This is a genomic window from Sphingomonas sp. Leaf230, from assembly GCF_001421745.1.
GTDB lineage: Bacteria > Pseudomonadota > Alphaproteobacteria > Sphingomonadales > Sphingomonadaceae > Sphingomonas.
The window spans coordinates 17,077-29,737 of record NZ_LMKW01000009.1; the positions used below are offsets into that span (position 1 = coordinate 17,077).

Here is a 12,661-nt window from a genome sequence, read left to right on the forward strand (position 1 = left end):
CTCGGCATTCATCGAGACGCGCGGAGACTTCCTCATGGCAACACAGCCGATCTACGATCTCGCTACCGAGACACTCGTTGCTCCTAAGCCTGTGCGTCGACATCTCGCAATCGTGCCGGATGCAGGCAATTATGACGAGTTGGAAAGGACGGCTCCAGGCATCGCATCGCGCGGCGTCCATCCTGTCACGTTGGGCCTGCTGGTCGGCGTGTATGCAGCCATGCTGCTGACTTTCTGGACCTTCTTCGCACGTGATGCAGCTACGGCGCTCGTCCTTACGGTCGTGTCAGTCTTCATGATCCTGTATTTCGCTCTGATCGCAGGCGGCATCGTACTCGCCGATACTCCCGCCCCCGGCGAACATCTCCGCTCGTTCCCAGAGTTCATCAAGGGCCCGGTCGATATCCTGACGGGCACGATCACAGGGCGCGAAGCGGCTATACAGATGCTCTTTCTCCCGGGCTGCATGGCCGTGCTAGCAACGACTATCGGCATCATCGCTCGCGTGTCGTAAATGGGATGACTAGGGGCATGACGATGAAATCACGCACGACCTTGCTGATCGCGATAGCCTTGTCCGGATCGACGGCCGCTATAGCGCAAACGGACAGCTTCGCGTCCGCTATGGATGCGGCGATGACGCGGATGCACGGCGCGATGATGACCGGTTATTCGAGCGATCCCGATCGCGACTTCGCAAGGATGATGATTCCCCATCATCAGGGCGCGATCGACATGGCCGAAGTCGAACTGCGCTATGGCAAAGACGAACGCCTGCGCCGGCTTGCGCAGGGAATCATCGTCGAACAACGACAGGAAATCGCGGTGATGCAGAGCATCCTATCCGAAGGCGGCGCGTTGCAGCCCCACACCGAACCGACCGCGACCGGTCACCCCCATCAAGGAGACCGTCCATGAAGCGTTTCACCTTAACCGCCTGTGCCGCCCTGTCTTTCTCGGCCCCGGCATTTGCGCAGCAGGTTCCGAACGCGAGCCCCGACATACCCGTCAGCGCGCAGGACCGGTTCTACACCTCGGACCAGTTCTCCAACACCGTGTCGGTGATCGATCCGTCGACCAACACGCTGCTCGGCGTCATCAAGCTCGGTGACCAGACCCCCGCCAATCTCAGCCCACTCTACAAGGGGCAGCTGCTCGTCCACGGCATGGGCTTCTCGCCCGACCGTAAGACGCTGGCGGTGATCTCCATCGGGTCGAACTCGGTGACGTTCATCGACACCGCGACCAACGCCGTGAAGCACACGACCTATGTCGGGCGCTCGCCGCACGAGGCGTTCTTCCGTCCCGATGGTCGCGAAGTGTGGGTCGCGGTGCGCGGCGAGGATTACATTCAGGTACTCGACGGCAAGACGTTCGCGCCAACGACGCGCATTCCCGTACCTAACGGCCCCGGCATGACGATCTTCTCGCCGAACGGGAAATACGGCTATGTCTGTTCGAGCTTCTCACCCGAGACCGTGGTGATCGACACCGCCTCGAAGAAGATCGTCGGTCGCGTCAAGCAGGCAAGCCCGTTCTGCCCCGACATCGCCGCGACGCCCGACGGCAAGCAGGTCTGGCTGACGCTGAAGGACGTCGGCAAGGTCATGGTGTTCGACGCCAAGCCACCCTTCGCAGTGCTGAAGACGTTCGACACCGGCGCGATCACCAACCACGTCAACATCGCCCGCACCAAGGCTGGCCAGTTCGCCTATGTGACGGTCGGCACCGAGAACGTCGTCAAGGTGTTCCGCACCACCGACTTCGCGCAGGTCGCGAACATCCCGGTCGGCGCGCTCCCGCACGGCCTTTGGCCGTCGGGCGACGGTACGCGGATGTATGTCGGGCTGGAGAACGCCGACGCAGTCGCGGCGATCGATACCGCCAGCAACACCGTTATCGCGACGATTCCGATCGGTCAGGGGCCCCAAGGCGTGGCCTACGTTCCCGGCGCGGTGCCGGTAGGCGATGGCCGTGCAAACCTGATGCCGCTCGCCCAGGCCGGCATGAAGATCCAGCTGACTCTTTCCGGGACTGGGCGCAGCCAGGTCACGCTGTTCGATCAGGGCCAAGTCCAGATTTTGCAGGCGGCGGTTGCGGGCCTCAGTCCAAAGATGCCCTATGTCCTTGGGCTATCCTCCCGCGCTGATGGCAGCGGCGTGATCCAGCCTCTGGCGAAGTTCATGACCAATCCGGCGGGCGGCGCGATAGTCAACACGCTCGGACCGCTCCGCCAGATCGTCAGCGACGCAAAAGGCGACATGCGCCGTTACCTCGTCATTGCTCCGGGCGACCCGATGATGCCGGGCGCCGTCGTTCAGGTGCAAAAATGAGGATTCCGGTGAAACCTGCGATCTCCTGTCCGTATCCAGTATCTTGGTCATGACGCCGGTATAGGTTGCCGCAGCGTCTTGAGACTGTCGGAAAACACATGTTTGGCGACACAGCACCGTCCGCAAATTCACGACAATTAACGTGAACGTTGCATCGCACTATCTCCATATTGGCGCGACTGTCCGACAAACCCTGTCGGATTGAGAATGTATGCGACAACCTCGAAGGCATGGTTTTCCGTCTGCTGGGCCGATCCCCGAAGTGCCCCGAATGGCCGGTCCGTCCGAAACCCGCCATTCAAGGCACTTCTCTGGAACGGCGGCTAAGTCCCAATAGGCGTCGTTTGGCAGTCGCCGTGGCGGGAAACACGGTCGCATTCTCCGATATGCAACAAACAGGTCAGGCCGTCCGAAAACGGCTCGCCGCGGGTGCGACGGCAGTTGAACGGCTTGATCGACATGAGATCGGCGGTCTTTCGATCCGGCAGGCGCCACCAGACCTCAAAATCGGCATATCGGCTGCTACAAACCGCGATGTGAGTTTACGCGGGCGGTCGGATCCGCGTTTTCAGGTCTGCATGGCCCGGAGTATGGCGGGGATGCCGAGGATGTTGATGGCTCGCCTGAGATTATAGGCGAGCGCGGTCAGGCTGAACTCGGCATTCACGCTGTCGAGCCCCCGCATCAGGAACGCGCCTTGGTTCATCCACTGTTTGATCGAGCCGAAGCGGTGCTCGACCGTTTCGCGGCGCCGGTCGAGAATGTCGGGGCGGGTGGCAAGCCGCTCGGCCATGCGGTCGAGCACCGCCTCGCCTTCCCAACGGTTGATGGTCCGCGCCGTACCGGACGTGCATTGTGGCTTGAGTGTACAGTCCCGGCAGGCTTGCCGGTTGCCGTAGCGGATGGTGCAATGACCGTCCTTCTCCGAGCGGCCGAACGGATCGAGGCGCTGCCTGGCAGGGCAGGTGTAGCAGTCCTGCGCCGCATCGTAGGCGAAAGCGTCCTTGCCGAAATAGCCTTGGTCAATGGCAGGACCACGCTCCGGGCGGGCGACGTAGGGGATCACACCGACCGTCTCGCAGGCAGCGATGTCCTCCCCCTTGTAGTAGCCCTTGTCGGCTACCGCGGCGATCCGCTCGACGCCCAGTAACTCGCGTGCGGCGCCAGCAGTCTGCGCGAGCAGGCCAAGGTCGCTACCGGCGTTGGTGACCTGCTGTTCCACGATCAGCTTGTGCCGGGCGTCGACGGCGACCTGCGCGTTGTAGCCGACGCCGACCTTGGGGTGCATCGCCATGCCGCGAGCATCAGGATCGGTCAGCGACTTCTGGCTCTCACCGCTGGCGACCAACTCGGCCAGCATCGCCGAATGCCGCAGCCGGCGCTCGCGCATCACCAGCTCACCTTGGCGGCAAGGACTTCCAGGGCCTTGATGGAGGCATCCCAGTGCATGGCCGACCCGCGGCAGAATCCGGCGGCGAGTAACGCCTCCTTGTTTCGGATCAGCCCGACGGTCTCGAACAGGTTCTCGCGGCTCTCGCGCAACCACATCGTCTGACCATGCGGAACCCACATGGCCTGCGTGCGCGATGAGAGTTCGTCGGTGTCGTGATCGGCGAGAGCCACCAGCCCGCCAAGCAATTCGACGAGGTGGTAGTTGGTGACCGCAGTACCGGCCGCCATCCCTAGATCCCTTGTCCATGGAACCACGGCGGCGACAAGGTGATCGGCCCAAGGAGTGAGCCGTTCCTCGAGATCCGGCCACAGCTTCCACATCTCGCCGCGCATGTCGGTCCACGCCTGCATGAACATCCGGTTCACAAGTTTCTGCGGTTTCCGGAACTCGGAGGTGATCTCGGTCTCGAGCCAAGTTCGCAGGTGCGACCAGCGTTCCGCCTTCGCGAGTCCAAGCGAGTAGGTCAGGGTGCAGAGATAGGCCGGATAGGAGGCGAGCGCGATGAGCGCTGTCGAACCGCTGTCGGCACGCGCAGCGGCGATGGTCTGGACTGCGTCCTGAGCGATCTTCAAGTCCGACCCGTCGCCCCATCTGCCCGCCAACGCCAGCATTCGTGCAAGCGGCTCCGCCAGTCCCTCCATCGCCCGCCATCGATCGAGAACGGCTTCGTTGGTCGGGGGCGGCACCTGGACCGGGAACTCGGGACCGGTGATCCGTTCTAGAAGCCTATCGACCTCCGCGGCGAACCCATCAGCCAGCTCGATGCGCCTTTCGGACGACGCGAGGTTGCGCTTGGTGGTGGCGACCAGCAGTTCCATCGTATCGGGATCGGGAAGGCGCGCGCTTTCCAGCGTCGTGACCGCGTCGGCGAGATTGTGGAAGAAGCTGTCAGCGTCTTCCACGGTCACCAGCGCTCCAGAGCGCGCAGCGATGAGTTCCTTTGCCGCCGTAGATGGCTCGCCGCGCGTCGCCCACCACATCGGATAGCGCCGACTGGGCGCACGTTTGATGGCAGCGCGCAGCGCAGGGTCCCAGTCACCCGACCAACCCGAGACGATGAGCCCGTACTCGTCGACGATCCGGTCCAAGAGGCGATCGAACTCGGCCGGGTAACCTGCCAGCTCCTCCTCCGTGTTGAGGATCCGGTTGTCGAGGTAGTCGCCATGGACTTTGAGAATGAAGCAGCGGCTGTGCGCGAGTGGACTCGCGCCCCGGAGATCGTCCGCCGATCGGACGACGACCGGCTCGACGCCCATGGCGCTTAGCGCCTGTTCGAGCAGCCGATCGAAGTTGGTCGTGACGACCACCCGGACGAAGCCGGCCTTGACCAGCCGCGCTATCGCCTGATGCGCCTTGGTAGGTGTGCGCCGTCCATGATCGAGATCCTCCGTGGTGGGCTCGATGTAGTGATGCAGGATGGATCGGCGCTCCGCCGGGGTTACGGAGAGCGTATCGAGGAGAACGGAGTAGGAAGGCTCGGTCCCGAAGCGGTCGATGTGCCACTCCCGCCAGTCACGCCGCCCTTCGGCGCCCTCTGCCGCCGCAAGTCGGCGAACCAGGTCGAGCGTGATGTCCCAGCCGGTCGGTATCGAGGCGGCCCGAGACAGTCCCGATCCGAGAAGAAGCGCGTAGACCCCCGGGTTTTCGACCATGGAGAAGGCGATACGGGTTGTTGGGGCGAGCAACTTGGTGTCCTTCGTTCTTGCAACGTTCCAGGATAGCCGGTTCGCTTAGGTACGCAAGAAGCACCCGCTGTTTCGATCCTCCGAACGCAGCGGTCAGCGGCATCGTAATTGAACCCGTAAAGGTGGCGAATGCAGTATAGTGCTTGTCATGGCCCGCGTTCTCGGCGGAGACTGCAGGCCGCGGTCCAAAGCGGGGTAGGGCACTCGGAGTGACCGGCTATGTCATCTCGGACATACAGCCGCACTTGGCTCGCCGACGTGATCAAAGATTCGCTGGTCGAACCTTGCATTCGACAAAGGCGCACTTGCGCGAACCAGCCCGCGCTCGTCGATCTGCGCGTTAGAAGCCGCGCGACCTTTCCAGGAAACGCTTCGCGATCATTTCAAACGGTTCCACGTTCACTCCGAGGACGTCCATGTTCGCTTCGATGAAGGCGCGTCCCTCGTTTCGGTCCGCGCCCCAAACGCGTTTCGAGGACGACGCTAAGGATGTCCGGTTCACCCGGCGGACGAGCTCGGCTCGCGGAAGGTTGTTGAGATACCGCTCTGCTCCCTCCGTCCCGGTCCCGATGAACAGCCGGTTCGGCGCGATCGGCATGTGAATGAGAAAGTCGTCGTTCGCGATGCCGCCCTCCCAATGAATGGGCAGATCGGAGAGTAGCAATTTCGGGACAGCCGCGGTGAACTCGATGACCCACCAGTGCAGATCTGCGAACCGGTTGGTCATGGCATCGTGCATAACCATTCTCGGAAGCCACGACGTGAGGCTGTGGACCTCGAGCGCTCCGGGAAGATGCTCATTCAGCCATTTCTCAGTAGCCGGCGCGCCAGCCGGCAGCGCCGCGTCGCCTTCTCCGAGGAAGCGGCTGAGGATCTTCATACCCTCGGTTCGCATGTGGGCCAGAACGTCAGGCTGCCGAACGCGGAGCGAATTAAGGAAGAGCGCCCAGGCGGCCTTTTCGTCCAAGCCGATCGGCTCCCTCCTTTCGATCATCCCAAGCGCAACGGCGGCGCTGTTATCGAGAGGGGAGAAGAACCTCTTCTCGATGTGGTCGTCGTCGATTCCGAGCGCGTTGGCGACGACTGCATAAAGAGCGCTTTCATAGCCGGTGTACTCGGGCGCCCGCGCGCTGGACAGCACTCGTCCGTCCCGAACCGAGAAGCTTTGCAGCCTGCCGGTTTCGTCGCACCAGCGGCGCAGGAGGAACTGAGGGACGTAGTGATGCTTCATGCCGCTCCAGGTGAACGCCCGGCTGTAGGCTTTTCAAATGGGGTGTAGATGGCCGTCTTCGCATCGGCCGCTTTTCTGAGGTACGTACTGAAGAGACTGCGTCTCGCCGCGGCACGAGGCGCCATAAATCGAATTCTCCATAGCTCCCGGGTTCAGGGACCTCCGCCATGACTTGGACAACAACTCTTTCGATCATGATGTTCTTTGACTTGGACGATATGAAAGGTGCCATCGTCGGAACAAGGCCGCCGCCCGCTCATCGGACTCAACCTTTCGCCCCCAGTCCGGCGCGGACCTCATCCGGCAGCAAGTGCAAGACGGAAGCTTCCGTCCATTCCGCCGGCCTGCGGTCTATGCGGATCGTCACCTGTGCTGCCATCTGCCCCATGTCGTTGCCACTCGCCGTGACTTTGAAGATTCCGTCACGCTGGTCCTTGCCCGGCCATAATCCGATGTCATCGGCATAAACGCGCCGGGGCCGGAAGTCCGCGCAGCCGTAGGTCCCCGCATCGCCGCCGAAGGGCGGTCGGTCGTGCCACCGCATCTCGACGGGACTGAACTCACGCGGTGGGGCCGACAGCATCGAGTGCGCAGAGAAGGATTGCATCAGCCGGTCCTGCTCGTCCAGTGGCCTCTCGGGTGGCGTGGGCAACGAAGCCGACCCGGCCGCGCTTTCGATGTCACTGTCTCCTGCCAGAAGTCCGAAGTCGCGGGACGCAATGCCGACGACCAGCTGCATGATCGAAACCTGGCCGACGTTTTCGACCTCAAAGGTAATTCTCGGCAACGCCGCGATGCGGGCGATGCGTTCATGCAGTGTTTCGAAGTAGGCCTCGACTGCCTCCCGGTAGGCCGCGTAGCCCTCGTTATAGGCCTCGATCTGGTATTCGCTGATCCCTCTGAAGCCGTTGCCGAAGGTGAGGGCCCGAAGGGTATCCACTCGCAGGCGGTGGGGCGGATTGGCGTCCAGCACGCGCTCGACCAGCCTGGACCGAACCGCGGAGTCCAGCGGAGGAAGGGTCGGGGAGACGTGCAGGACCACGCCGTCAACCGCTTCGGGAAACGAGATCCGGGCATTCGGCCGCCGGTCGAGCGCCACCTTCAGATCACGCTCCGCCTGGGTAAGCTTGCGCTTCTCGTCGGTCTGCTGCTCAGGCAGGAGCCAGGACGCTGGCGGGGCATACGCGTTCAGGCCCGCATCCTTCGCGCTGAGCCGTGGGCCGCTGTCGTGCGACAGGAGCTCGGCGCCGGCACCGAACTCCGCTGCGGCGACGACGATGCGATCGTCGTTCGAACCTTCGTCCAGATCGGGGTACCTGCTCCAGTCGGGGCGCCGGCGTGGCGCGATCGTGAGCGTGACCCGGATCGGCTTCTCCTTGAGGACCGCCGTTTGCCCCTCTGCCTCCGCCGCCTCGTCGATCATCGCAAGCGCTCGCCGGGATCGGTCTCGCAAGCGGGTCTTGGTGCTCGACTTGAACCGGTCCAGCTCCTCGATCACCGGTCTCGCCACCATGATCGCGACGTGGCTGGCGTCGGGCAGCAGCTCGCGCCAGGGAAGATCGGCCAGGTCGCGAAGCTGGATAAAGGCGTTGGTGTCGACGAATATCGTCCGCGTGACCGTCATCGCCCGAAGATGTCCGGCGGAAGACGATTCCGCAAGGCCGCCCGAAACTTAGAGATCGATAGATGCAGACAGCTTGATTGTCCGGGGTGCGCCTTGCAGAAGGTCGGGGCGCGAACTGTCGAACGCGGTCGCCCAATACCGTCTGTTCGCCAGATTATCGACGCCGAAGCGCAGCGTCAGCGGCTGGTCACTTATCACGGCGACATAGCGCGCGCCGAGATCGAAACGCGTCCAGCTGGGCAGCGATAACGTGTTGGCGGCATTTGCCGGCTGCGTGCCGGTATGCACGATGCGACCCGTTACGGTGAGTGCGGGGACGAACGGCAGATCCCATTCGGCGTTGCCGTTGATCAGATAGTCCGGCACGCCGGCGACCTTGCGGCCTTCGTTCAGGCCGTTGGTCTGCCGCCGCAGCCTCGCGTCGATCACCGAACCGCCGGCGATGATCCGCAGGCCGACGACCGGTTCTGCCTGGATGCTGAGTTCGATACCCTTGTTGCGCTGCAGTCCGGAAGCCTCGAAGCGGGCGGCGTTCGCTGGCGGACCCGGCAGGGCGGTCGCAATTGCGGTCGCCCGCTCGGTGGTGAAGAGCGAGACGCTGGCTGTTACCGTGCTGAAGTTCATCTTGGCGCCGACCTCGTACTGCGTCGACCGGAACGGCGGCAGTACCTCGCCGACGTTGACGATGTTGAGCCCGCCGCTGATCACAGGCGCGGTCGCGCCTTGGACGAGTGCCTCGATCCGGTTGGCGTAGAGTGAAACATGGTCGATCGGCTTCACGACCAGGCCGGCCACCGGCGTGATCGCGTCCTTGCGATACTCGCCCGTCCGTTGCGCGGTTACGTTGGAATACGCCTTCACGACGATCTGCTGCAGGCGCAGGCCGCCTGTCAGCAGGATGCGGTCGTTCCAAAAGCCAACAGTGTCCGACGCGAACGCACTGGTCAGGCGGGTGCGCGAGATCGGGAATGGGTCGTCCAGATTTCCGCCGCGCGAGGTAACGCGGCTTGGTTGGGGTACGACGACGGGCGCATAGATGCTCGTGGTGCCCGCCGAGATGGCATAGAATTCGAAGGCGTTGCGGTTGGTGAGCCAGTTCATGGAACCGCCGACGTTGAACTCGTTCGTTACGCCGCCCGCGGCGAGCTTCACGCGTACGCCGGCCTGCGCCGCCTCGTTGTTGTCGGTTCGTGGAATCCGCGAGCCGGACACGGACGCCGCGCCCGTCGTCTCGTTGAGCAGCGACAGCGTACTGTAGAAGCCGTCCTCGGCTCCGTCGCGCGCGCCAACCGCGGCATAGGCGAGAGCGTTGTCCGTCAGGTCATATTCGGCACGGAACTGACCGTAGATGTCGCGCAAATTGGTGAAGTAATAAGGCTGGCCGTAATTGGCGTCGGCCTTAGGCACCCTGGGAATGGCGGTGATCGCGGCGGGAAGCGTCAGCTTGGGGCGGATCTGGTCCACGCGTACCTTTTGGTAGGCGACATCAAGCGACAGCCGGAGTGGTCCATTGTCGTAGTCGATCGCGCCGCCCAACAGGTATGCGCTTCGGAACTCGTCTTTGATCGCGACATCGCCTCGCCGCGCTGCACCGTTGATGCGGACGCCCCACTCTGCATCGGCGCCGAAGCGCCGGCTGACGTCGAAGCTGCCGCCGACGTGCCCGCTGGACGTGTAGTTCGTGGTCAGCCGGGTCAGGGGCGTCTTACCTGCACGCTTGGGGACCAGGTTGACGCTGCCGCCGATCGCGGTACCGCCGGGTGCGGCACCGTTGAGGAACGCACTCGACCCGTTCAGGACCTGGACCGCGTCATAGAGTTCGGGTGCGATCAGTTGGCGCGGCGTGATGCCGTAGAGCCCGTCGAACCCTATGTCGTCGCCCGCGAGTGCGAAGCCCCGGATGACGAACTGTTCGGCCGCGTTGCCGAAGCCGTAGCTCGTTCGCACCGACGGGTCGTTGTCTAGCACTTGGCCAAGGGTCTGAGGCTGCTGGTTGAGGATCAGCGCGGAATTATAGCTCTTGATCGCGAAGGGTACGTCTTCCGCCGCCTTGTCACCAAGGACGCCGACCCGCCCGCCGTGCGTCACGCCGGTCTGGTTCGCCTTCTGTGCGGTTACGACGATCTCCTCGGTGCGTTCCCCGGGCGCTGCATCCTGCGCGGCTGCTGGCGATGCGACGGCCAGAGCCGACGTGCCGACCGTCAGACGTAGAAGAGTGCTGGTCTTGATCACGGATGTTTCCTTGATGGCACCGGTTTCCCTGGCGCTGTGTCATTCAGGTAAGGCGCGTGCGCATTGCCCAGGCGATGGTGAGGATCGGCACCGCGAGTCCGAACCACGACAAAGCGTCACGCCATCCATCGCCGGTCAGCGCCGCGATCAATGCAACACCGGTGAGAACCGCGATCGCCAGCGGAGCAGCGAAAATCATGAGAAGGCTCTGCCGGGTGCGTCGGCGCTGCGTCATGCCGTCGGCTCCACAAGACCGCCGGTCTCGACCTCGCGGACGTGAGCCGTGCTCGAAGTTCGCCGCTTGCCGATCCAGAGGTACACCCCGGTTGTCAGCACCGTCATCGTGAAGAGGTCGAGCACCGCCCACAGAATTTTCAGCGGCAGGCCGCCATAGTCGCCGAAGTGCAGCGGCCGCGAGAGGGATAGCGCTTTGTTGTACCAGGGCATCGATCGCGCCGTGGTGAAGGCGCTGGTCTCGGCATCGATCAGCGCGGGCGTCAGAAGGCGCTGCGTCAGTGGCGTGTCACCTTGGAAGAACACCGCATAATGATGCTTTGAACTGAAGCTCCCGCCGGGGAAGCCGATGAACTGCGGGTTGTTGCCCGGCAGCGCTTTGCGCGCCTCGGCCATCGCCGTGTCAAGGGAGCCGTAGCGTGACGGCGGCAACGCCGCCTTGCCGGCGTAGTCACGTGTCATCGCGGCAAGCTCGTTTCGTTGCCACAGTTTGTTGATCGGCTTTTCGAGAGTGTTGATTGCGCCGGTAACGCCCACGACAGCCATCCAGGCGAGTGCGACAATGCCGAATAGATTATGATGATCGAGCCATTTGAGTCGGGTGCTGCGGGAAGTACGTAGCGTTCCGAACGCGAGCTTGCGCATGAACGGCGCGTATAGGACCGTCCCGGAAACGAGCGCTGCGGTGAAGAGCAGGCCCATGGCGCCGAGGAACAGCATGCCTGCCAACCCCAGGAACATGTCCGTATGAAGCTTGAGCAGGAAGTGCATGACGCCCCCCGCGCGCTCCTTGCCCAACACCCGGCCTGTCGATCGGTCGAAGACCTGAGTCGTCATCTCGGAGCCGGGCGAGTCCGGCCTCAGCCCGGTCGTAACGGTCATCGAGGGCTGATCGTTGTCGAACGCCATGAACAACGGCACCTCGCCGGGACGAGTGGCGAGTGCCTTGGCCATCATGGTGTCGAGGGGCAGCAGTCCTCGGGCATTGCCGGACGATCCAACTCCCGGCATCCCGAACTGCAGGTTGCCGCCGCTCATGCGATCGATCTCGTCACTGAAGATGAGGGGCAACCCCGTCACGCACAGCATGAGCAAGAACAGGGTGCAGACCAAGCTGGTCCATTTGTGCACGAGATACCACGCGCGGATCGAGGAACTCGACATCAACAGTTACCGAACAAATGATATTAACTCGCAATAGCGCCGTAGATGCCATGCGACGCGCTGTCAATTTGATCCGATGCGTTCCATCGCCAGCAGAAATCGCATTTCAGCTTGATCACGCCTTCGGTTGAAACGTCGAGTCGCGAGGAACTCGGAAAATGCCGCGGTTATTCAGTGGCATGCAGATCTGGCTTGCAAGACGGGCTAGTGCCTCTCGCCGACGCATTCAGAATTTACTGGCTGTTTTCTCGTAAGAGCGTGATGCCGTTGCGAGCATTGCCAGTACGTCGAACTAATGAGTCGAACGACTCCGAATCGCTTCAAGGGGCAAAGAATGACGCGTGTGGAAATTCGGGAAGAACCGGGTTCGTTGATATGGGAGGTGACTGGCGCTGACGGAAAGGTGTTCTACGAGGTGAAGTGTGGCGTACATCGCCTTCTGCGCTTCGAAACGGAGATCGAGGCAAACGCTCATTTCGACCGGTGGGCCCCGGAAGCGGAAAACGACCTAGAAGCATTCGGTCGCTGACCAATGTCTCACGATCTTCGGTCATGAGGTGTCGTTCCTAACTGAGTACTACTCGCGTGGCGAACTAATCGATTCGGCTTGGCCAATCGGTAGGAGCGTCGTTAGCGTGGGGAGGGGGGTAATCGGGCGATGTCGTTTTTTTCGAAGCTGATGCGGTCGCTGGGTCTGCTCGACGC

The 12,661-nt window shown here is 62.7% G+C and carries 11 protein-coding genes; 4 read left to right on the top strand and 7 right to left on the bottom strand.

The window, feature by feature from the left end:
• The first annotated feature begins 34 nt into the window (after positions 1–34).
• The 3 genes from ASE82_RS09150 to ASE82_RS09160 are packed head-to-tail and all read left to right on the top strand — an operon-like array spanning position 35 to position 2,333.
• Entirely contained in the window at positions 35–514 is a 480-nt protein-coding gene (locus ASE82_RS09150) for a hypothetical protein (protein ID WP_056061927.1), read from the top strand.
• A 23-nt stretch (positions 515–537) separates the two neighbouring features.
• Positions 538–918: a CopM family metallochaperone gene (copM, locus tag ASE82_RS09155; protein WP_235524641.1), complete on the top strand. Its 381-nt coding sequence runs from the start codon at positions 538–540 to the stop codon at positions 916–918.
• Positions 915–2,333 (top strand): YncE family protein, encoded by a 1,419-nt coding sequence (locus ASE82_RS09160; protein ID WP_056061932.1) that lies wholly within the window; start codon positions 915–917, stop codon positions 2,331–2,333. The genes copM and ASE82_RS09160 overlap by 4 nt, the downstream gene beginning before the upstream one ends.
• A gap of 568 nt (positions 2,334–2,901) precedes the next feature.
• On the opposite strand, the gene ASE82_RS19700 is transcribed toward ASE82_RS09160, so the two are convergent.
• The 7 genes from ASE82_RS19700 to ASE82_RS09195 form a co-directional block, all read right to left on the bottom strand.
• Positions 2,902–3,723 carry a transposase gene (locus tag ASE82_RS19700; RefSeq protein ID WP_056061936.1) on the bottom strand — a complete coding sequence of 274 codons (822 nt, stop codon included), beginning with the start codon at positions 3,721–3,723 and terminating at the stop codon, positions 2,902–2,904.
• A complete protein-coding gene (locus ASE82_RS09170) occupies positions 3,723–5,471 on the bottom strand; it encodes an SIR2 family protein (RefSeq protein WP_156348833.1) in 1,749 nt (582 codons plus the stop codon). The genes ASE82_RS19700 and ASE82_RS09170 overlap by 1 nt, the downstream gene beginning before the upstream one ends.
• A 340-nt stretch (positions 5,472–5,811) precedes the next feature.
• Positions 5,812–6,702 carry a DUF4238 domain-containing protein gene (locus tag ASE82_RS09175; RefSeq protein WP_056061941.1) on the bottom strand — a complete coding sequence of 297 codons (891 nt, stop codon included), beginning with the start codon at positions 6,700–6,702 and terminating at the stop codon, positions 5,812–5,814.
• A gap of 265 nt (positions 6,703–6,967) precedes the next feature.
• Positions 6,968–8,326 carry a PIN domain-containing protein gene (locus ASE82_RS09180; protein WP_056061944.1) on the bottom strand — a complete coding sequence of 453 codons (1,359 nt, stop codon included), beginning with the start codon at positions 8,324–8,326 and terminating at the stop codon, positions 6,968–6,970.
• A gap of 48 nt (positions 8,327–8,374) precedes the next feature.
• Positions 8,375–10,558: a TonB-dependent receptor gene (locus tag ASE82_RS09185; protein WP_235524642.1), complete on the bottom strand. Its 2,184-nt coding sequence runs from the start codon at positions 10,556–10,558 to the stop codon at positions 8,375–8,377.
• Positions 10,559–10,601: 43 nt separating this feature from the next.
• On the bottom strand, positions 10,602–10,757 hold the full coding sequence (locus tag ASE82_RS09190; RefSeq protein ID WP_235524643.1) for a hypothetical protein: 156 nt from the start codon (positions 10,755–10,757) through the stop codon (positions 10,602–10,604).
• A 32-nt stretch (positions 10,758–10,789) separates the two neighbouring features.
• The gene (locus ASE82_RS09195) at positions 10,790–11,956 is read right to left on the bottom strand and encodes a PepSY-associated TM helix domain-containing protein (RefSeq protein WP_056061954.1); all 1,167 of its coding nucleotides are present in this window, start codon (positions 11,954–11,956) and stop codon (positions 10,790–10,792) included.
• Between the two features lie 334 nt (positions 11,957–12,290).
• On the opposite strand from ASE82_RS09195, the gene ASE82_RS09200 reads away from it, so the two are divergent.
• Complete coding sequence (locus tag ASE82_RS09200) at positions 12,291–12,485, top strand: hypothetical protein (protein WP_056061957.1); 195 nt, start codon at positions 12,291–12,293, stop codon at positions 12,483–12,485.
• Positions 12,486–12,661: the final 176 nt, after the last annotated feature.

What these genes read in the sequence shown, in the direction of transcription:
- ASE82_RS09180 (WP_056061944.1), bottom strand. Translation starts at nt 8,326, where the DNA reads ATGACGGTCACGCGGACGATATTCGTCGACACCAACGCCTTTATCCAG.
- ASE82_RS09190 (WP_235524643.1), bottom strand. Translation starts at nt 10,757, where the DNA reads ATGATTTTCGCTGCTCCGCTGGCGATCGCGGTTCTCACCGGTGTTGCA.
- ASE82_RS09160 (WP_056061932.1), top strand. Translation starts at nt 915, where the DNA reads ATGAAGCGTTTCACCTTAACCGCCTGTGCCGCCCTGTCTTTCTCGGCC.
- ASE82_RS09200 (WP_056061957.1), top strand. Translation starts at nt 12,291, where the DNA reads ATGACGCGTGTGGAAATTCGGGAAGAACCGGGTTCGTTGATATGGGAG.
- ASE82_RS19700 (WP_056061936.1), bottom strand. Translation starts at nt 3,723, where the DNA reads ATGCGCGAGCGCCGGCTGCGGCATTCGGCGATGCTGGCCGAGTTGGTC.
- ASE82_RS09150 (WP_056061927.1), top strand. Translation starts at nt 35, where the DNA reads ATGGCAACACAGCCGATCTACGATCTCGCTACCGAGACACTCGTTGCT.
- ASE82_RS09175 (WP_056061941.1), bottom strand. Translation starts at nt 6,702, where the DNA reads ATGAAGCATCACTACGTCCCTCAGTTCCTCCTGCGCCGCTGGTGCGAC.
- copM (WP_235524641.1), top strand. Translation starts at nt 538, where the DNA reads ATGAAATCACGCACGACCTTGCTGATCGCGATAGCCTTGTCCGGATCG.
- ASE82_RS09195 (WP_056061954.1), bottom strand. Translation starts at nt 11,956, where the DNA reads ATGTCGAGTTCCTCGATCCGCGCGTGGTATCTCGTGCACAAATGGACC.